Here is a 19,071-nt window from a genome sequence, read left to right as displayed (position 1 = left end):
GGGCCGGCCAGAATCGGCCGGCATCAAGCCATTATGACCTTCATCGCCGATCTCCACGTCCATTCGAAGCATTCCCGCGCCACCAGCCGGGACCTCGATCTCGAACACCTTTACCTCTGGGCGGCGCGCAAGGGTATTGGAGTCGTCGGCACCGGCGATTGCGTCCATCCCGTGTGGCTCGCCGAGCTGAAGGACAAGCTTGTTCCCGACAATGGCGGGCTGTTCCGCCTGCGTCCCGACATCGAGGACGCGCTCGCCGCCATGCTGCCGCCTGCCTGCCGGCGGCCGGTGCGCTTCATGCTGTCGACCGAGATTTCGACGATCTACAAGAAGGGCGACAAGACGCGGAAGGTGCACCATCTGATCTACGCGCCCGACCTCGCCAGCGCCGACCGTCTGGCCGGCAAGCTCGCGCGCATCGGCAACATCGCCTCGGACGGGCGGCCGATCCTCGGCCTCGACTCGCGCGACCTGCTGGAGATAGCGCTGGAATCGGGACCGGACTCCTATCTGGTGCCGGCGCATATCTGGACGCCGTGGTTCGCCGCGCTCGGCTCGAAATCCGGCTTCGATTCCATCGACGACTGCTATGGCGACCTGGCCCATCACATCTTCGCGGTCGAGACGGGCCTGTCCTCCGACCCGGAGATGAACCGGCGCCTCTCCTTCCTCGACCGCTACCGGCTCGTTTCCAATTCCGACGCCCATTCGCCCGGCAAGCTCGGCCGCGAGGCGACGCGTTTCTCCTGCGAGCCGGACTATTTTTCCATTCGCAGGGCGCTGGAGACGGGGGACGGCTATGTCGGCACGGTCGAGTTCTTCCCCGAGGAAGGCAAGTACCACATGGACGGCCATCGCGCCTGCAGCGTGCGGCTGACGCCGAAGGAGACGCTGGCGCTCGGCGGCCGCTGCCCGGTCTGCGGCCGGCCGGTCACCGTCGGGGTCGCTCATCGCATCGAGGCGCTGGCCGACCGCGACGAGCCGGCGGTTCCCGCGACCGCCGGCACGACGGAAAGCCTCGTGCCGCTGCCCGAGATTCTCGGCGAGATCGCCGGCGTCGGCCCGGCTTCGAAGGCGGTCGCGGCCCGCTATGGCGAGGCGCTGGCCGCGCTCGGGCCCGAGCTCGACCTGCTCGGCGCGGTGCCGGCCGAGGACGTGGCGCGCTGCGATCCGCTGCTCGGCGAGGCGGTGGCGCGCCTGCGCGCCGGCAGCGTGATCCGCGATCCGGGCTATGACGGCGAGTACGGCACGATCCGGCTGTTCGCCGAGGGCGAGCTGCCGGGAAGGCCGGTCCGCCGACCTCGTGTCGCCGCTTCCTGATCCTTCGCGGCGACGGCGGTGATTGACCGTTCTGGCCGGAAGGATACAATGACCCCGTGCCGCCCCGTCCGGAGGAGACGGAGCGGCCGGACAGACCCCCGCAGAGAAGTCGCCGCGCATTCCGGGAGGAGCGAATGAGCGCAACTGTGGCAGTCGGGCATGCCGACAGGGTGCATGCCGCAATCGAAACCGACGAGGCTGCGCGTTCGGCGCTCGTCGCGTCATGGCGCCGCTCGGCGGCGCTGCACCATCTCGACCCGGCCGAGCGCCAGCCGCCCCGGCGGCTGACCGAGGGCGAATTGAAGCTGGCGCGCCAGCGCATCGAGCCGCTGATCCATGCCGCGCAGGCCAGCCTCGACCGGCTCTATCTCGCCGTCGGCGGGGTGGGCTGCTGCGTGCTGCTCGCCGACCGCGACGGCGTGCCGGTGGAGCGGCGCGGGGCGGTCGGCGACGACCGCACCTTTGCCGAATGGGGATTGTGGACCGGCTCGGTGTGGAGCGAGGAGAGCGAGGGCACCAACGGCATCGGCACCTGCCTCGTCGAGGGGCGGATGCTGACCGTCCATCGCGACCAGCATTTCTTCTCGCGCAACACGCTGATGTCGTGCACCACCGCGCCGATCCACGACCACGAGGGCAACCTTGCCGCCGCGCTCGACGTCTCCTCCTGCCGTGCCGACCTGACGGAGGGGTTCGTCCACCTGATCTCGGTCGCGGTGGGTGACGCCGTGCGCCGGATCGAGGCGGAGAATTTCCGCCTCGCTTTCCCGCATGCGCGCGTGGTGCTGGCGCCGACGCCGGACAATTCGCCGGCGGCGCTGCTGGCCGTCGACGGCGACGACCTCGTGATCGGCGCGACGCGCTCGGCGCGGCTGGCGCTCGGGCTGACGCCAGAGAGCTTCGCCCGGCCGCTGCCGGCGTCCGACCTTCTCGGCGGGGCGCGGGGCGAGGGCTTCGACGGGGCCGAGCGCGCCGTGCTGCAACGGGCGCTCGCCCGCGCGCAGGGCAACGTCTCGGCCGCGGCCGAGGCGCTCGGCGTCTCGCGGGCAACGCTCCACCGCAAGCTGGCCCGCCTCGGCATCCGCCGCATGCATTGAGCGGCGCGGGACTGTCTCATTCCTGCGACAGATCGCGCAAGGTCCGTCGCGGGCGCGCCGTGACGGCGCAACAGGCTTGGGCAACACTTCATCCATTCCGCGCTGCCTCCGGGTAGTCGCGGCCCGAGCGCGATTCCGGAACAGGGAGGCCGGATTTCCGGGCGGGATCGCGCTCAATCATGCAGATCTGGAGAAAAGTGGAGGAAACCATGAACAAGGTCGAATTTTCCCGCACCGCCAAGATGCCGTTCGCCAAGCGCTACGACAACTTCCTCGGCGGCCAGTGGGCCGCGCCCAAATCGGGCAAGTATTTCGAGAACACCTCGCCGGTGAACGGGCGCGTCCTGTGCGAGATCGCCCGCTCCGACGCGGCCGATGTCGAGGCCGCGCTCGACGCCGCCCACAAGGCCAGGGACGCCTGGGGCAAGACCAGCGCCGCCGAGCGGGCGCTGATCCTCAACCGCATCGCCGACCGCATCGAGGAGAACCTCGACCTGCTCGCGCTGGCCGAGACATGGGACAACGGCAAGCCGATCCGCGAGACCTCCGCCGCCGACCTGCCACTCGCCGTCGACCATTTCCGCTATTTCGCCGGGGCGATCCGGGCGCAGGAGGGCGGCATCTCCGAGGTCGACCACGACACGGTCGCCTATCATTTCCACGAGCCGCTCGGCGTCGTCGGCCAGATCATCCCGTGGAACTTCCCGCTCCTGATGGCGGTGTGGAAGCTGGCGCCGGCGCTCGCGGCCGGCAATTGCGTGGTCTTGAAGCCGGCCGAGCAGACGCCGGCCTCGATCATGCTGCTCGCCGACCTGATCGGCGACCTCTTGCCGGCGGGCGTGCTCAACATCGTCAACGGCTTCGGGCTGGAGGCCGGCAAGCCGCTCGCCTCGTCGAACCGCATCGCCAAGATCGCCTTCACCGGCGAGACGACGACGGGTCGGCTCATCATGCAGTACGCCTCGCAGAACCTGATCCCCGTGACGCTGGAGCTGGGCGGCAAGAGCCCCAACATCTTCTTCGAGGACGTGGCGGCCGAGGACGACGACTTTCTCGACAAGGCCATCGAGGGCTTCGTCATGTTCGCGCTCAACCAGGGCGAGGTCTGCACCTGCCCGAGCCGGGCGCTGATCCACGAGAAGATCTACGACCGCTTCATGGAGAAGGCGATTGCGCGCGTCGAGGCCATCGTCCAGGGCGACCCGCTCGACCCGGCGACGATGATCGGCGCGCAGGCCTCGTCCGAGCAGCTGGAAAAAATCCTGTCCTATCTCGACATCGGCAAGCAGGAAGGGGCCGAGGTGCTGACCGGCGGCGAGCGCAATATGCTGCCGGGCGACCTCGCCGGCGGCTACTACGTCAAGCCGACGGTGTTCAAGGGCACCAACAAGATGCGCATCTTCCAGGAGGAGATCTTCGGCCCGGTCGTCTCGGTGACGACGTTCAAGGACGACGCCGAGGCGCTGTCGATCGCCAACGACACGCTCTACGGCCTCGGCGCCGGCGTGTGGACGCGCGACGGCAACCGCGCCTACCGCTTCGGCCGCGCCATCCAGGCCGGCCGCGTGTGGACCAACTGCTACCACGCCTATCCGGCGCATGCCGCCTTCGGCGGCTACAAGCAGTCGGGCGTCGGCCGCGAGAACCACAAGATGATGCTCGACCACTACCAGCAGACCAAGAACATGCTGGTCAGCTACAGCCCGAAGAAGCTGGGCTTCTTCTGATCCTCCCGGCGCGGGGCGGCGTGGCGGCGTTATTGCCGCGCCGCCCCGTGTTTCTCTTCACGAAGGAGGCTCGTATGGCCGAGGAAAAAATCTCCATGGGCAAGGTCTCGGCGACGCCGGAGGCGGTGCAACTGCTCGACGAGATCATCGCCGACCACGGCCCGGTGCTGATCCACCAGTCGGGCGGCTGCTGCGACGGCTCCTCGCCGATGTGCTATCCGCAGGGCGACTTCATCGTCGGCGACCGCGACGTGCTGCTCGGCACCATCGGCGACACCCCGGTCTATATCGGCGCCGAGCAATACGAGGCGTGGAAGCACACGGACCTGACTATCGACGTGGTGCCGGGGCGCGGCGGCATGTTCTCGCTCGACAACGGCCGCGAGAAACGCTTCCTGACCCGCTCGACCGTCTGCGCCGTGCCGGGGACATAGAAAGCCGGCTCAGGAAACGAAGACGGCCCGCCATCGCTGCCGATGGCGGGCCGTCTTCGCTTGCGCGCCCGGCGAGCCCGCCGGACGCGCTTCCCCCCTCTTGTCGTCGTCAGAACTTCATGCGCAGCGACACCTCGACGCTGCGGCCGATGCCGGGCAGCTCCGCGAGGGACGAGCGGTATTCCTTGTCGAGGATGTTGTTGAAGTTGACCGCATAGCGGAAGCGGTCGTCGTCCTCGCCGCCGAACGAGCCGCCGAAGGCGAAGTTGAGCGTGGCGTAGCCGGGAACGCTGTCGGTTTCGAAACCGTCGGTTGCGCTCCATGTGGTCTGCTTCGCACCGCTTCCCACGCGCGCATAAAGATCCGCCCATGCGTTGTGGTTGGCGACCTCGCCTTCCCAGCGCACGCCGAACCGGCCCGACAGCGCCGGGGTGTTGCTGTTGTAGGTCGACCACGAGAACGTGGCTTCCTCCATTTCGATCATGCGCCGCATCCACGCGCCCGAGACGTAAGGCGTGAAGGCCGTGCCGGGGATGGTGTATTCGGCGGCGAGCTCGAGGCCGTAGGTCGTCGCCCGGTTGGCGTTGACGTAGGTCAGGTCGCCGATGGCGCCGGCCGGGTCCGGAGTCGTGGTGATGTAGTTCTTGGCCTGCGTGTAGAACACCGTGCCGTCGATGATGACGTCGCCGGTGTTGTAGCGGGCGCCGAGCTCGAAGCTGCGCGAGGTTTCCGCCTCGAGATCGGGATTGCCGTTGATCGTGATGCCGCCGCCGCTCGTGAGCATGAACATCTGCACCAGTGACGGCGTGATGTAGCCTTCCGAATAGAGCGCGCGCAGCGTCGTGTTCTCGATGCCGGTATAGGTCAGGCCGGCTGACGTCACCAACCGGCCATCGCTCTTGTCGGGGGATGTCGTGCCGGACGCGAGGCTAGGCGCAGCCGGCGGCGCACCCATGCCGACGGCCGATCCGACCATGTACCGATCGTGCGTGATCTTGGTATAATAATACCGCGCGCCGGTCGTCAGCTTGAAATCGTCATGGAAGGACCACTCATTCTGCGCAAATCCCGATACCGTATCGATGGTTGCGTCATTCAGTGATTTCGCATGGACGTACATATTCAAGGGACCCGGAGGGGTCGGACGCGCAATGCTATTATAGACGTTGGTATCTTTTGCCGAGGATAGCTGGTCGGAAAGATAGCTTATCCCGAAGATCGTATAGTGATCGGGGTGGAACTGCATATCCACCTGCGCTGTCCCGCCGAAGTTCACGTTCTTGTCGTCGGATGTCGAGCCGACCCTGGTTGTTGTCGCGAACGGAGTCGCCGGCGGTGCCGCCGGGGTGTACGTCTCGACGTCGTTCATGAAAAGCCGGTCAACCGTCTGATAGTACGCGTCGAGGTGAACGTTCTTGACGACGGGGCCGAGATCCTTGCCGTCATAGTAGATGCCGATCTTGCGCCTGTCGCGCTGCGGCAGGTCGATGGAGAAGTGCGTGATCGACGGATCGATCTCGCCGATCCAGCTCTTGGTCGACAGCCGGTGCTGCTCGGCCTTCACGGCGATGTAGTGGTTGCCCGCCTCGCCGAAGGTGTAGCCCAGATGCGCCGACAGGTAGTCGTTGCTGAACGGCGTGTCCTCGAGCCTGCCGGTCGAGGTGTAGCGGCCGTCCGGCACGCGGCGGTCGCCGTGGTCGTCGAGGCTGCCGGAGAAACGGTAGTCGAAATTGCCCACCGTGCCGGAGACCGCCGCCCAGCCCTGCCAGCCGGCGGTGCCGGAATAGTAGGTGCCGCCGGTCTCGAACTGCACCGGCTTGTCGGCGCCGCGCTTGGTGATGATGTTGACGACGCCGCCGATCGCCTTGGCGCCGTGCAGCACGGAGGCCGGGCCGCGCACCACCTCGATGCGCTCGACATTGGACGGGTCGATCAGGATCGGCGTGCCGTAGTTCGAGTGATCGGTGATCTCCTGGCCGTCGACGAGGATGGTGACGCGGCGCGAGGATTCGCCGCGGATGGAGAGCCGCTTCATGCCCGGGATCGAATCGTCGACCACCTCGACGCCCGGCACGTCTCGCAGCATGTCGGCGATGGACTCGCCCGATTTCTTCGCGATCTCCTCCTGATCGACCACCGTCACCGAGGCGGGGTTGTCCTGCACGGAGGTTTCGGTGCGGGTGCCGACGACGGCGATGGTGTCGAGCCAGGTGACGCCGCCGTCCTGCGCATGGGCCGGCGTGCGCGCGGCGTCGAGGGCGATGGTCGCGGACGAGACCAGCAGCGCCAGCGCCGCCGCCTTCACGATTGTCTGGCTGGAAGGGCTTTTCCCCTTCTGGCTGATGGTTGCGGTTGTGTCTTTCATGATCCCAACTCTCCAGACATGATGTTCTTTGGGGGCGAGGCGGGGGCCCGCCCCGCCGGTCATTTCCCGACGGCGCGTTACTGCGCTTCCGACGCGAATTTCTGCATCGAGGTGACGCACCAGCTTCCCGGCGCGGGCGCCGCGCCGTCGCACGACGCGGCCTTCTCGACCGTCGCGCGCTCGTCGTCGAAGGAGACGATGTAGCTCTGGGGCTCGGCGTAGGCCTCCATGCCGTGGACGAAGGGCTCGAACTCGGCGTCGGAGGCGCGGCACACCATCTGCTCGATGGGCATGTCGCCCTTTTCGAGGATGCCGCGCACCACGGCGGCGCGCTGCTCGCACTCCTCAAGCGTGGCGGTGTTGACGAAGGCGCCGGAAAGCTGGCCGCCCTCGGCCAGGGTGAAGATGATCATCAGGAAGCCGAGCTTCATTTCTTTGTCCCTTGTGCTGCATGGGTGGTCTCATCTGGCTAGGGGAAATGGCTCGATGGGATGGATGGAACGCGCCTGATCGGCGTCGACCGCGGCGAAGGCGCGGCCTTCGGTCGCCGGGTCGCGCAGGGCGCGCGCGGTGAGGTCGGCGACGTCCTCGCGGTGGATGAAGCCGTGGATCTCAACGTCATCGGACAGGATGCCGCGGCCGGTGGCCGGCTCGGAGCGCAGGCCGCCCGGCCGGATGAACGTCGCGGAGGGGATGATGCGCCGCGCATGGTTCTCGGCGCGGGTCTTGGCGTCGACGGATGCGCCGAAGGCGGCGATCGCCCGCTCGGAGCGATAAGGCGCCATCTCGCCGCAGCCGATGGAGGTGACGAGGACGAAGCGGCCGAGATTGTCCCGCGCCGCCGCGCGGTTCGCGATGTTGATATTGCCGTCCTCGTCGGCGAAGCGGCCGTCCTCGCGCCGGCCGCCGATGGTGGAGACCAGGTCGAACTCGCCGCCGGCTTCCTGCCCTGCGACCAGGTCGAGCGCGGTGTCGATGTCAGCCGGAGAGAAGGCGTCGCCGCGGGCGATGGTGACACTGAGCGCCTCCAGCGCGCTTGCGTCGGTGCCGGGGCGCAGCATGGCGACGACGGGCTGCCGCCGCTCGCGCATCAGCCGCGCGAGGTGGAAGCCGACGCCCGTGCGCGCCCCGAAGATCACCGTCACCGTCATGTCAGGCGGCTTCCGCCTTCTGCGTCAGCCGGGCCTTCAACTGCTCGAAGCGCTCGACCTGCTCGGGCTTCAGCGCCCGGTTCTCGTCGCGGCCGACGAAGACCTTGAACATCGAGCCGCCCTCCTCGTTGAAGAACTGGATCGACACCGATTCCTTGCCCATGAACGGGCGGCGCAGGAAGTGGATGGCCTTGCAGTTGCCGGCGCGCAGGTGGCCGCCGATGGGGGAGTCGCCGTGCAAATTGTAGAAGCCGTGGCCGAGCTTGCCGGGCGGCACCTCGCCCTCGACCTCGAGGATGATGTCCTTGGTGTGGGCGATGACCGTGACCTTGCCCCAGGTGGTCAGGTCCTCCATCACCTCGACGAACAGGTCGCCGGGAACGCGCGCCCACATCTCCTGCGGCAGCAGCTCGACCACCGCCTGCAGCGACAGCCCGTTCTGGGCGGCCGTGGATTCGAGGACGCCGCCGGGGTTCTCGGCAAGCTCGCGGCGGATGGCGTCGAGGTCGGGGTTGGCGGGGGAAACGCTCATGAAAGCTCTCTCGTCTTTTTCGGGTTCTGAAGGAAAGGCGGCCGGGCCGCGGGCGCTTCCGCGGCCGGACACAGGATGGCGTCGAAGGCGAAGATCAGGTTCGAGTACCAGAAGCGCCCGGCGGTGGTCAGCGTCATGATTTCATCGGCAAGCTCGACGAGGCCGGCCTCGCGCCACTGGGCAAGCAGCGGCGCGAGGCGGCCCGTCACGTCCTCTCCCTGAGCGAGCGCGGCGATGTCGCCGATGTGGAGGCGGCCCTTCTCGATGCCGGAGGTGATGGCGTTGCGCAGCGGCTGGAGGGAGTCGCTGACGCGCATGCCCTCGATGGGTTTCCTGCCGGCGCGCACGCCGTCGGCATAGGTCTGGAGATCGGGCGCGACGGCATAGCTGTAGCGGCCGAGATTGCCGCCGCCGCCGGAGCCGTAGGCGAGACAGTCCACCCCTTCCTTGATGCGCAGGTTGTAGATGTTGCGCTCGCGGGGGGTGCGCCGCCAGTGGCTGTTGCTGATCTGCTCCCAGCCCTGACGGCCGAGGAAATCCGCGCCCATGCGGTAGAAGCCGCCGAGATCGGCCAGCGTCGGCGCGTCGGGGAACTTGCCGGCGCTCGCCGCGCGGTGCAGCGGCGTGCCGGGAATGAGGTTCAGGCCGTAGAGATCGACGCCGTCGGGGGCGATTGCCGCGGCGATGGCCAGATCCTCGCGCCAGACCTCCTCCGTCTGGCCCGGCAGGCCGAACAGCAGGTCGATGACGATGGCGGCCCTGTCGCGATCGCGCAGCGCCTCGATGAAGGCGATGGCTTCTTCCTTGCCGGCGCGGCGGCCCTGGCGGCGGCGCACCTTTGTGTCGAAGCTCTGGACGCCGATGGAGATGCGGTTGGCGCCGGCCTCGAGGCAGGCGTCGACCTTCCCGGCGTCGAAATGGATGATGCGGCCCTCGATGGTGATCTCGCAGTCAGGGGCCAGCGGAAGCGTGCGGCGGATGGTCGCGATGAGCCGCGAAAGCTCGTCGGCCGACAGGGCGCTCGGCGTGCCGCCGCCGAGATAGACGGCGTCGACGGGTTGCGCCTGCATCGCCGGCGCGTCCGCCTCGCGCTCGATCTCGGCGAGGAGGAGGTCGGTATAGGCGCTCGCGCCCTGCGGCGTATAGGCGTTGCGGTAGAAGCCGCAGAACAGGCAGTGATTGGCGCAGAAGGGGACATGCACATAGGCGAGGCGCGGCGCGTCGGGGCCGGCGGGTCGGTGGTCGCGCACGAGGCGCGCCCATGTCGCCTCGACCTCCTCGGCCGGCAGCGGCCGGCGGGTGCGCCACGGCATCACGGCGCGCCGCGCCGTGAACGCGTCGCGAACCGGATCGCCGCCCAGACGGGCGAAATGCGGCTCAAGGTCTTCCGCCGTCATCGCCTTCCCCTCGATACCCCCGCGCCGCCACCGGGCCGCCCTCGCCCGGCGCGCGCCGACACAACGCCTTTGCACCGGCCCGGATGCACGCCCGGCCGGCAGCGGCTAATGAAGACGCTCCGGGAGGCCGTTTCTTTGCGCTATGTCAAATAGTGGATAAGAACAGTCCACTTTTTAATCAAGGGTATTGTCGAAGGAAAATGAAGGTCGCCGCGGAATCGGGATTTTCGCGGGGTTTCGTGGCGGGCGCGCAACAGGACGGGGATGCGGCGCGGAAGGAAAAGGACGGTTCCGGCACGGCGCAAGCCTTCTCATGCCGCGGCTGCGCCGCCGGGTAAGGTGAGCCCGGTTTCAGCCCGGACCGCGTGGGGCGCGCCGCCATGCGGGCAGGCGCGGTCGCCGTCACACCGCGATGGCGACCACGATCATGCCGATGGTGATCAGCACGAGACCGCCGACGAGCATCGGCAGCAGGGTGTTCGCCTCGCGTCCTTCCGGTGGCGGGGAAGACGGCGTCGGCTTGCGGTCGTCGGTCATCGTCGGTTCTCCTTGCTGGCCTGCCGGGCGCTTCTCGTCCTTCACCGGGCAGGCGGGCTGCGTTCGTCGTGTGGCGGGACGGGTTCGGGCGCACGGGCGCTCCAGCGGTGCAGGAGCGCGTTGAACCGCTTCCAGGTCCTGATATCGGTGCCCCTCGTGGCGGCGCAGGCGAGGCCGGCGAGGCTGCACGCGGCGTGGACGCGGCCGGCGGCGACCAGCTCCTCGAGGCTACGTGCCAGTATGTCGCCGAGCACGGCCCAGTCCGGCGCAACTGAGGCCGGCGCAACCGCGTCGGGCGCCGCCGGCTGCGCCGTCGTCACGGGCGCGGCGGCGCTCACCAGCCGCCCCCGTCGGTCATGCCGAGATGGTCCTTGGCGGCGTCGGTCATCATGCCGGGGTGCCATGGCGTCTCGTAGGTGAGCCGGACGTCGACGAACTCGACGCCCGGTACGCTCCAGGCGGCGTCGCGCGCCCCTTCCTTGAGATAGCTGGTGGCCGGGCATCCCTTGGTCGTCGTGGTCATGACGATGGTGACGATGCCGCCCTCCTCGGCCACGACCTCGTAGATCAGGCCGAGATCGACGATGTTGTAGCCGAGCTCGGGATCGATCACGAGGCGCAGGGCGTTGGCGATCTCGTCATCCAGCTTCGATGCGGCCGCGAGAACCATCCCTGTCTCCTCCGTCCCGGAAAGGCGCCGCCGGCCGGCTCAGGCGGCAGCGTCGGCGACGCGGCCGATCTCGACGCGCCAGGCCTCCGGTCCGCGCTCGAGATAGGTCCAGGAAAAGGCCCCCGGATGCTCGGCCTCGAGCTGGTAATAGAGCGGTTTGGGATCGTGATCGTTGATGAGGACGAAGGAGCTGCCCGGTTCCAGCCGGCCGACGAGGTCGAAGATGGTGGCGTGGCGCTGCATCGGAACGAGGCTGCGGACGTCGATTTCTTTCGGCACGGAAGCGCTGGCGGTCTGGGTCATGGCATGTCTCTCCTCATGGTCGCGCCTCGGCGCCGTCGCGGCTATCCCAGGCGACGCTGCAAGCTTTCATCTAAAAGATAGATTGTCAATGCATATTATAGCGGCCGTGTGGCAGGGCGCCGACGCAGGCTGCCGCGCTGCGTCGCCTGTCCCCGCCGGCTAGGGGCGTCCAGCATTCGGGTGCGGCAAAATGACGTGGCTTCCGGCGCGTTCGCGGCGATGAAGAACCGGAAGCCGTTGCCGGTTCGCCGCATTTCGCGGTTGCGCCGACGGGCTCGCCTTAATAAGATAGATTGAAAATACACCTTATGACGCGCCGCAAGGCGCGGGGGCAGCGGCGATGGCGTATGTGGTCACGGACAATTGCATCAAGTGCAAGTACATGGACTGCGTCGAGGTCTGTCCGGTGGACTGCTTCTACGAAGGCGAGAACATGCTCGTCATCCACCCCGACGAGTGCATCGACTGCGGCGTGTGCGAGCCCGAATGCCCGGCCGAGGCGATCTTCCCCGACACCGACCCGTCGGCGACGCCGGAATGGCTGGCGCTGAACCTGAAATACGCCACCCGATGGCCGAACATCATCGAGAAGAAGGAACCTCCGGCCGACGCAAAGGATTGGGATGGCGTGCCGGGCAAGTTCGAGGAATATTTCAGCGAGGCTCCCGGCGGGGATTGATGCTCGCCGCCGGCCCGCGGGGCTTCCCGCCTTCAACCCCGGGCGGATCGTCCGCCCGACCCCCGGCGGATCGCCGCCCGAACCAAAGGAGAAGACCATGACGACCAAGATCATCTACACCGCCGAGGCGACCGCCAAGGGCGGGCGCGAGGGCCATGTGCGCAGCGCCGACGGCAGCGTCGACCTGAAGCTCGCCCTGCCGAAGGAGATGGGCGGGCCGGGCGGCAACCTCGCCAATCCGGAGATTCTGTTCGCGGCCGGCTATGCCGCCTGCTTCGAGGGCGCGGTGCGGCTGGTGGCGCGCGAGGCCGGCGTCAAGCTCGGCCCCGACACTTCGGTGACCGCGCGCGTCGGCATCGGCCCGCGCGAGGCCGGCGGCTTCGGGCTCAAGGTCGACATGAAGGTCCATCTCGACGGGGTGGACGACGGCAAGGCGCTGGAGCTCGCCAACACGGCGCACGAGAACATCTGCCCCTATTCCCATGCCACGCGCGGCAATGTCGATGTCGACATAAGCGTCGGCTGAGGGCACTCTACCCGAGACGGTCGCGGGCGCGGCGGCAACCCTGCCGCCGCGCTGGCATCCTCCTCCGGCCGGAAGCCCGAAGGGGAGGGCGGAGGGAGGAAAAGCGACATGGCACCCACCCTGCACATCAAGCGCGTCTACGACGCCCCGGCTGCCGCGGACGGGCAGCGCATCCTCGTCGACCGGCTGTGGCCGCGCGGGCTTTCGAAGGACAAGGCGCATCTCGACCATTGGGCGAAGGACGTCGCACCGAGCGATTCCCTGCGCCACTGGTTCGGCCACGATCCCGACAAGTGGGACGAGTTCCGGGCCCGCTACCGCAAGGAGATCACTGAGAATGCCGAGGCCGTCGCGGCGCTCCGGGCGCAGATCGGCGGCAAGGCGGCGACGCTCCTCTATGCCGCCCACGACACCGGGCACAACAACGCGGTCGTCCTGCGCGATTATCTTTCCTCGAAGGACTGAGGCTGGAGCGTGTCGCGTCCTATCCGCTCCGGCTGAGAGCGATCCTCAAACGCCTGCGCCGCCCCTCATCCGCCCTTCGGGCACCTTCTCCCCGTGAACGGGGAGAAGGGATGACGGCCGCGCCGCCACATCCTCTTTGCTACGCTTGTGATTGGCGAAATCAAAGACGATAGCTCTCTTCTCCCCGTTCACGGGGAGAAGGTCCCGGCAGGGGGATGAGGGGCGGCGCCAACGGCGCCGGTGATGCACAAAGGCGCGACACGCGAGAGAGCGTCGCTCCCGAACGAAGCCGGCAAAAAAAGGAGCGCCCGTCCCCCGGCGGGAACGGGCGCTCCGGGGACGGCCGGCCTCAGGAGCCAGGCGGCCGTCGTCCCTCCTCCTCTCAGCGGATGAGCGGCAATCTCTCGAACTGGTGGTAGGGCGGCGGGGAGGACAGCGACCATTCCAGCGTCGTCGCGCCCTCGCCCCACGGGTTGGCGGTGGCCCGGCGCTTGCGCACGAAGGCTTCCGCCACCGCGAACAGGAAGACGACGAGGCCGAGCGTCGAGATGTAGGAGCCGATCGAGGAGACGAAGTTCCAGCCGGCATAGGCATCGGGATAGTCGGCATAGCGGCGCGGCATGCCGGCGAGGCCGAGGAAGTGCTGCGGGAAGAAGACGAGGTTGACGCCGATGAAGGTCAGCCAGAAATGCAGCTTCCCCAGCGTCTCGCTCATCATGTAGCCGCTCATCTTCGGGAACCAGTAGTACCAGGCGGCGAAGATGGCAAAGGCCGCGCCGAGCGACAGCACATAGTGGAAATGGGCGATGACGTAATAGGTGTCGTGCAGCACACGGTCGATGCCGGGATTGGCCAGCACCACGCCGGTGACGCCGCCGATGGTGAACAGGAGCACGAAGCCCATGGCCCACAGCATCGGCGTGCGGAACGAGATCGAGCCGCCCCACATCGTCGCCAGCCATGAGAACACCTTGATGCCGGTCGGCACGGCGATTACCATCGAGGCGAAGGCGAAGTAGCGCTGGCTGTCGATCGACATGCCGACGGTGAACATGTGGTGCGCCCAGACCACGAAGCCGATGAGGCCGATGGCGACCATGGCGTAGGCCATGCCGAGATAGCCGAAGATCGGCTTTTTCGCGAAGGTCGAGATGACGTGGCTGACGATGCCGAAGGCCGGCAGGATCATGATGTAGACTTCCGGATGGCCGAAGAACCAGAACAGGTGCTGGTAGAGGATCGGGTCGCCGCCGCCTTCCGGCGCGAAGAAGGTGGTGCCGAAATTGCGGTCGGTCAGCAGCATGGTGATGGCGCCGGCGAGAACCGGCAGCGAGATCAGCAGCATGAAAGCGGTGACCAGCATCGCCCAGGCGAAGAGCGGCATCTTGTGCATCGTCATGCCGGGCGCGCGCATGTTGAAGATGGTGGTGATGAAGTTGATGGCGCCGAGGATCGACGAGGCGCCCGACAGGTGGATCGAGAGGATGACGAAGTCGACCGCCGGGCCGGACTGGCCGATGTTGGAATAGGGCGGGTAGAGCGTCCAGCCGCCGCCATGGCCGGTGGAGCCCGGCGCGCCCGGCACGAACAGCGAGATCAGGAACAGCACGAAGGAGGCGACGAGCAGCCAGAACGAGACGTTGTTCATGCGCGGGAAGGCCATGTCCGGCGCGCCGATCATGATCGGCACGAACCAGTTGCCGAAGCCGCCGATCAGCGCCGGCATGATGACGAAGAAGATCATCACCAGCCCGTGGCCGCTGACGAAGACGTTGAACGTCTCCGACGAGGCGAAGATCTGCATGCCCGGCTCCTGCAGCTCCATGCGGATGCCGACGGACAACGCGGTGCCGAGGATGCCGGCGATGATGGCGAAGCCGAGATAGAGCGTGCCGATGTCCTTGTGGTTGGTCGAGCACAGCCAGCGGACCAAGAAGGGCGGCTTGTGGGCGACGTCGTGGGCCGTCGCGTGACCCGGGCTGGTGGTGGAGTTGCTGGCCCTGCGGCTGTCCGGGGCGCTGGCTGTCTCGCTCATCTTATTCTCCTGCCTGTCCTCTCGCCGCCCGCGTTCAGGCGTCGGTGACGATCTCGCCGAGCGCAATGTCGTGCGCCTGCGGGTAGATGGTGGGAATGCGCGCTTCCTCGTAGCCGACGCCGATGGTGCGCGGCCGGCGCGCCATCGCCGCCAGCGTCCGGTCGTAGAAGCCGCCGCCATAGCCGAGGCGAAAATTGCCGCCGTCGAAGCCGACCACCGGCGCGACGACGATGTCGGGCTCGACCGCCGGCCCGCGCGAGGGGACAAGGATGTTCCACACGCCGCGCTCCAGCGGGTCGCCCGGCACCCAGATGCGGAACTCCAGCGGCCAGCCCTTGCGGATGACGACGGGCAGCGCGATGCGGCCGCCGCGCTCGGCGACGCGGATCGTCCAGTTGCGCAGGTCAGGCTCGCCGCGGAACGGCCAGTAGACGGCGACCACGCGCCGCGCGACGCTGCCGACGGCCCCGTCGAGCCCGGCGGCGATCCGCTCGGTGCGGGCGGCGCGCTCGCTCGCCGTCATGGCCAGCCGCGCCTCGATCAGCCGCTGGCGCTCGGCCTTGCGCCAGCGCGCCACGTCGCCCCAGGCGCTCGACCGCTCCTGCCGCGGCTGAAAGTCGGGCGAAAGCTCGTGCATGAAGCAGGGCGGCGAGGAATACTCGCCGAACTCCGGGGCTTCGTCGTCGTGGTCCATGGGCCGCCGCCTCCCTCGCGCGCTCCTTCGGGCAAGGGAAATGGTGCGGCGGTTGATGGAAGAAGACAAACGGAATTAAATGCTGGATAGATGCAAGAATTTTGCACTGAAACAGCGACCCGGCAGGAAAAGCCCTATGGACATCGACCGCGCCCGGACCTTTCTCGAGATCGTGCATTGCGGCTCGTTCCTGCGCGCCGCCGAGCGGCTCAACGTGACGCAGACGACGGTTTCGGCGCGCGTCCGCACGCTGGAGGACGAGCTCGGCCGCCAGCTCTTCGTGCGCAACCGCAACGGCGCGCAGCCGACGCCGGCGGGGCGCGAGTTCGAGCGCTTCGCCCAGTCCTTCGTGCAGATATGGGAGCGGGCGCGCCACCAGCTGGCGCTGCCGGCCGGCCGCACCGGGGCGGTGGCGCTGGGGGGAGAGCTGAGCCTGTGGAACCCGCTGTTGCTCGACTGGCTGGTGGCGATGCGGCGCACGCGGCCGGGCATCGTCATCCATGCCCATGTCGGGGTGCCGGACCAGCTGATCGAGCAGCTGCGCACCGGCGTCCTCGACATCGCCGTGCTCTACGCGCCGAAGCTGCTGCCCGGCTTCCGGGTCGAATTGCTGCAGGAGGAGCAGCTCGTGCTGGTGCGCACGCCGCAGGACGGGGACGACCCCGGGGCCGCCGGCGCCCTCGACTATGTCTATGTCGACTGGGGGCCGTCCTTCGCCGCCCGCCACGGCGCGGGAACGCCGGTGTTCGGCGAGCCGGGGGTGATGGTCGGGCTCGGCCCGCTCGGGCTGTCCTATATCCTGCGGGCCGGCGGCATGGGCTATTTCCGCAAGGGGACGGTGGCGCCGCATGTCGAGGCGGGCGAGCTCGAGCTCGTCGCCGGCGCGCCGGAGTTCACCTATCCGGCCTATGCCGTCTATGCCGAATCGGGCGAGGGGCGGCCGGAGATGCAGGACGCGCTCGCCGTGCTCAAGCAGGCGGTGTCGTGAGGCGGCCGGTGCGACGGCGTACATCGCCGGGGACGCTTCGATTCCGCCGCCGCTGTGCTATATAGTTCATGGATCGGGGACGGGAGGCGGCATACTGGAGAAGTCTCATGAAGCCCTTACGGCTTGTCCCGCTCATCCTCGTCGCCGCGCTCGCGGCCTGCACCACCGTCACGCCGGAAGAGCAGCGCCGGGCCGACGAGGAAACGTGCCGTTCCTACGGCTTCACCCGCAAGAACGATGCCTTCGCCGAATGTCTCCAGCGCGTCGAGCTCGACCGCAGGGCGGCGCGGCGGGCCTCGCTGCAGCGCGATGCCTGGATTTACGCGCCGCCGCCGCAGGTGATCGTGGTGCGGCCGAGACGCTGAGCCGGGGCGCGGCATGACGGAGGCGGCGCACGGGCTGGCCGGCGCGCTCGCGCTGGTCGTCCTCCTCCTCGCCTCTATCGCGCTGATCGCCTACGTCGCCTACCGGGCATCGAAAACGGTGGCGCGCGCCCTGCGCGGCGGGCCGCCTCCGCGTGTCGTGCCCGACGCCGGGCCGCAGCCGCTTCCCGACGAGCAGATTCGCGCGCGGGTGCACTGGGACCGGCACGAGAGGGAAGGCATCGTCCGTGGCACCGGGCTGCTGGGCGACGTCGCCGCCGTCTTCGTCGACGAGGAGGCGTTCCTCGCGCTCGACCCGGTGGCGCAGGCCGACTATGCCGATACGCTGAATTGCGCCGCGCTCGGGCCGGGCCGGTCGATGCCGGAGATCGTCTTCGTCGGCCATCTATCGGACCGGCCGATCGCGCGCTGGACGCGCGAAGGCATCGTCCTGCTGTAGGCCGTCAGTCGCGGGCTTCGCCCGGACCTTCGGCGGCGAGCCGGCGCGTCGCCGCGTTCTCGTGATGGCGAAAGCGCGAGTTGACGAACTTCTTCGCGCCCCGCACGGATTTCGCCATGCCGCGATTGCCGTTGGTGAAATCGAAATCGGCCATGGCGGAAATCGACACGTCCGACAGGACGCTCGTCCGGTGGAACGCCGCTCCCGGTTTCTTCCGATGCGTGGTCGCCCTGAAGCTTCGCTGGTGATTGGTTTTCATAGCCGTTTCCTCGCCTCGGCCCAATCTGCCTCGAATAGCGGCGGGAGTATGGCCGGCGCCTGCCACGACCCTGAACGACAGGATACGCGATCCCTGTTTATAGTATTTCTCCAATATTCCTAATATTATAAAGTAATGGTTTTATCGAAGGGCGCTACCTGTTGCCCAATGGTGACAGACAAGAATGGTGAGCCGGTTTATGTTCGACCATCTGATTTGGAAGGACAGGCAACATGAACAGGATTTCCATTCTTCTCGCGTCTGCTGCTTTTGCGACCGTCGCTTCTTCGGCGATGGCTGCCGACGCGATTATCTATGAACCGTCCCCTGCTCCGGTTTATGCGGTCTACGACTGGTCCGGCTTCTATCTCGGCGCCCATGGCGGGTACGTATCGACCAGGGGTGATTTCGGCGCGACAGACGATACGTTCAACGGCGGCCTGCTCGGCGTGCATGCCGGTTACAACTTCCAGAACGGGCCGTGGGTGTTCGGCGTCGAGGCGGATATCGCGCGGACGTGGAATGAAGATGACATTCTCGGCATAGGCTTCGCGGATTTCGGGACTGACTGGCAGTGGTCGGCCCGCGGTCGTATCGGTTACGCAATCGACCGCACTCTCATTTACGGAACGGCCGGCATCGCCGGCACCAATGCCTATATCGATCCGGTCGTGGGGCCCGGCAAACTCGACGATTCGATGGTCGGATGGACTCTCGGCGCCGGTGTTGAGCATGCTTTCACCGACAACTGGCTTGTCCGGGCCGAGTATCGCTACTCGGACTATGGCGAGTTCAAGCCGCTTGGAGTCGCCACCGGGATCGATGTCACCGAGCACACGTTCCGTGTAGGCGTCAGCTACAAGTTCTGACTGGCGTTTATCCAATCAAAAGGGCCGGCTTGTCCGGCCCTTTTTCTATCGACGAGCCGCCGCGGAGACCGTCGAGTGCGCTGCGATCGTGTGGTCGTTGAAGCTTCCGGCCGCTTTGCCGAGGCGCGAATGGAAGTCCGCGACCGGAGCGGCAACATCAGCGTAACGCGCCGCCCGCAACGCCTTGTGTTGCAAGGCGTA

Annotated in this window: 23 protein-coding genes; 11 read left to right on the top strand and 12 right to left on the bottom strand. The window is 67.5% G+C overall.

Features of this window, described 5'->3' with window-relative positions; genetic code table 11:
* The first annotated feature begins 33 nt into the window (after positions 1 to 33).
* The 4 genes from M9945_RS00445 (at position 34) to M9945_RS00430 (ending at position 4,578) form a co-directional block, all read left to right on the top strand.
* On the top strand, positions 34 to 1,320 hold the full coding sequence (locus M9945_RS00445; protein ID WP_367942970.1) for an endonuclease Q family protein: 1,287 nt from the start codon (positions 34 to 36) through the stop codon (positions 1,318 to 1,320).
* Positions 1,321 to 1,454: 134 nt separating this feature from the next.
* On the top strand, positions 1,455 to 2,417 hold the full coding sequence (locus M9945_RS00440; RefSeq protein WP_367931597.1) for a helix-turn-helix domain-containing protein: 963 nt from the start codon (positions 1,455 to 1,457) through the stop codon (positions 2,415 to 2,417).
* Positions 2,418 to 2,626: 209 nt separating this feature from the next.
* Positions 2,627 to 4,144, top strand: a complete 1,518-nt coding sequence (gene adh, locus M9945_RS00435) for an aldehyde dehydrogenase (protein WP_367942969.1) — start codon at positions 2,627 to 2,629, stop codon at positions 4,142 to 4,144.
* Positions 4,145 to 4,218: 74 nt separating this feature from the next.
* On the top strand, positions 4,219 to 4,578 hold the full coding sequence (locus tag M9945_RS00430; protein ID WP_367931599.1) for a DUF779 domain-containing protein: 360 nt from the start codon (positions 4,219 to 4,221) through the stop codon (positions 4,576 to 4,578).
* A 109-nt stretch (positions 4,579 to 4,687) separates the two neighbouring features.
* Here M9945_RS00430 and M9945_RS00425 read toward each other — a convergent pair whose 3' ends face one another.
* From M9945_RS00425 to M9945_RS00385, 9 genes are all read right to left on the bottom strand, one after another.
* Positions 4,688 to 6,943, bottom strand: a complete 2,256-nt coding sequence (locus M9945_RS00425; RefSeq protein WP_367942968.1) for a TonB-dependent receptor plug domain-containing protein — start codon at positions 6,941 to 6,943, stop codon at positions 4,688 to 4,690.
* A gap of 77 nt (positions 6,944 to 7,020) precedes the next feature.
* Positions 7,021 to 7,374, bottom strand: coding sequence for a hypothetical protein (locus M9945_RS00420; protein ID WP_367942967.1), 354 nt, complete (start codon positions 7,372 to 7,374; stop codon positions 7,021 to 7,023).
* A gap of 30 nt (positions 7,375 to 7,404) precedes the next feature.
* Positions 7,405 to 8,094, bottom strand: a complete 690-nt coding sequence (locus tag M9945_RS00415) for an NAD(P)H-binding protein (protein ID WP_367942966.1) — start codon at positions 8,092 to 8,094, stop codon at positions 7,405 to 7,407.
* 1 nt (position 8,095) lies between these two features.
* Positions 8,096 to 8,626 (bottom strand): heme utilization cystosolic carrier protein HutX, encoded by a 531-nt coding sequence (hutX, locus tag M9945_RS00410; protein ID WP_367942965.1) that lies wholly within the window; start codon positions 8,624 to 8,626, stop codon positions 8,096 to 8,098.
* Positions 8,623 to 10,023 (bottom strand): heme anaerobic degradation radical SAM methyltransferase ChuW/HutW, encoded by a 1,401-nt coding sequence (hutW, locus tag M9945_RS00405; protein WP_367942964.1) that lies wholly within the window; start codon positions 10,021 to 10,023, stop codon positions 8,623 to 8,625. Before hutW ends, hutX begins: the two co-directional genes overlap by 4 nt.
* Positions 10,024 to 10,425: 402 nt before the next feature.
* Positions 10,426 to 10,560, bottom strand: a complete 135-nt coding sequence (locus tag M9945_RS00400) for a hypothetical protein (RefSeq protein ID WP_367931605.1) — start codon at positions 10,558 to 10,560, stop codon at positions 10,426 to 10,428.
* A gap of 41 nt (positions 10,561 to 10,601) precedes the next feature.
* Positions 10,602 to 10,898, bottom strand: coding sequence for a hypothetical protein (locus M9945_RS00395; RefSeq protein WP_367942963.1), 297 nt, complete (start codon positions 10,896 to 10,898; stop codon positions 10,602 to 10,604).
* Positions 10,895 to 11,230 carry a metal-sulfur cluster assembly factor gene (locus M9945_RS00390; protein ID WP_367942962.1) on the bottom strand — a complete coding sequence of 112 codons (336 nt, stop codon included), beginning with the start codon at positions 11,228 to 11,230 and terminating at the stop codon, positions 10,895 to 10,897. The genes M9945_RS00395 and M9945_RS00390 overlap by 4 nt, the downstream gene beginning before the upstream one ends.
* A 39-nt stretch (positions 11,231 to 11,269) precedes the next feature.
* The gene (locus tag M9945_RS00385; RefSeq protein ID WP_367942961.1) at positions 11,270 to 11,533 is read right to left on the bottom strand and encodes a DUF2249 domain-containing protein; all 264 of its coding nucleotides are present in this window, start codon (positions 11,531 to 11,533) and stop codon (positions 11,270 to 11,272) included.
* Positions 11,534 to 11,873: 340 nt separating this feature from the next.
* On the opposite strand from M9945_RS00385, the gene fdxA reads away from it, so the two are divergent.
* From fdxA to M9945_RS00370, 3 genes are all read left to right on the top strand, one after another.
* Positions 11,874 to 12,212 carry a ferredoxin FdxA gene (gene fdxA, locus M9945_RS00380; RefSeq protein WP_367942960.1) on the top strand — a complete coding sequence of 113 codons (339 nt, stop codon included), beginning with the start codon at positions 11,874 to 11,876 and terminating at the stop codon, positions 12,210 to 12,212.
* A gap of 97 nt (positions 12,213 to 12,309) precedes the next feature.
* On the top strand, positions 12,310 to 12,738 hold the full coding sequence (locus M9945_RS00375) for an organic hydroperoxide resistance protein (RefSeq protein WP_367942959.1): 429 nt from the start codon (positions 12,310 to 12,312) through the stop codon (positions 12,736 to 12,738).
* 108 nt (positions 12,739 to 12,846) lie between these two features.
* Complete coding sequence (locus M9945_RS00370; RefSeq protein ID WP_367942958.1) at positions 12,847 to 13,203, top strand: DUF488 domain-containing protein; 357 nt, start codon at positions 12,847 to 12,849, stop codon at positions 13,201 to 13,203.
* Between the two features lie 382 nt (positions 13,204 to 13,585).
* Here M9945_RS00370 and ctaD read toward each other — a convergent pair whose 3' ends face one another.
* Both ctaD and M9945_RS00360 read right to left on the bottom strand, forming a co-directional pair.
* The gene (ctaD, locus tag M9945_RS00365) at positions 13,586 to 15,238 is read right to left on the bottom strand and encodes a cytochrome c oxidase subunit I (protein ID WP_367942957.1); all 1,653 of its coding nucleotides are present in this window, start codon (positions 15,236 to 15,238) and stop codon (positions 13,586 to 13,588) included.
* Positions 15,239 to 15,272: 34 nt separating this feature from the next.
* Positions 15,273 to 15,932 (bottom strand): 5-formyltetrahydrofolate cyclo-ligase, encoded by a 660-nt coding sequence (locus M9945_RS00360; protein ID WP_367942956.1) that lies wholly within the window; start codon positions 15,930 to 15,932, stop codon positions 15,273 to 15,275.
* Positions 15,933 to 16,068: 136 nt separating this feature from the next.
* On the opposite strand from M9945_RS00360, the gene M9945_RS00355 reads away from it, so the two are divergent.
* From M9945_RS00355 to M9945_RS00345, 3 genes are all read left to right on the top strand, one after another.
* On the top strand, positions 16,069 to 16,920 hold the full coding sequence (locus M9945_RS00355) for a LysR family transcriptional regulator (protein WP_367931747.1): 852 nt from the start codon (positions 16,069 to 16,071) through the stop codon (positions 16,918 to 16,920).
* 107 nt (positions 16,921 to 17,027) lie between these two features.
* Complete coding sequence (locus M9945_RS00350; protein WP_367942955.1) at positions 17,028 to 17,285, top strand: hypothetical protein; 258 nt, start codon at positions 17,028 to 17,030, stop codon at positions 17,283 to 17,285.
* Positions 17,286 to 17,298: 13 nt separating this feature from the next.
* Positions 17,299 to 17,742: a hypothetical protein gene (locus tag M9945_RS00345; protein ID WP_367942954.1), complete on the top strand. Its 444-nt coding sequence runs from the start codon at positions 17,299 to 17,301 to the stop codon at positions 17,740 to 17,742.
* Between the two features lie 4 nt (positions 17,743 to 17,746).
* On the opposite strand, the gene M9945_RS00340 is transcribed toward M9945_RS00345, so the two are convergent.
* Positions 17,747 to 18,001: a hypothetical protein gene (locus M9945_RS00340; RefSeq protein WP_367942953.1), complete on the bottom strand. Its 255-nt coding sequence runs from the start codon at positions 17,999 to 18,001 to the stop codon at positions 17,747 to 17,749.
* 233 nt (positions 18,002 to 18,234) lie between these two features.
* Between M9945_RS00340 and M9945_RS00335 the strand changes: the two genes are divergently transcribed.
* Complete coding sequence (locus M9945_RS00335) at positions 18,235 to 18,870, top strand: outer membrane protein (RefSeq protein ID WP_367942952.1); 636 nt, start codon at positions 18,235 to 18,237, stop codon at positions 18,868 to 18,870.
* Positions 18,871 to 19,071: the final 201 nt, after the last annotated feature.

It is taken from the genome of Aquamicrobium sp. (genome assembly GCF_023954335.1).
Taxonomy (GTDB): domain Bacteria; phylum Pseudomonadota; class Alphaproteobacteria; order Rhizobiales; family Rhizobiaceae; genus Aerobium.
Note: the sequence above shows the minus strand (reverse complement) of the source record. Positions and strands in the feature narration are given on the sequence as shown.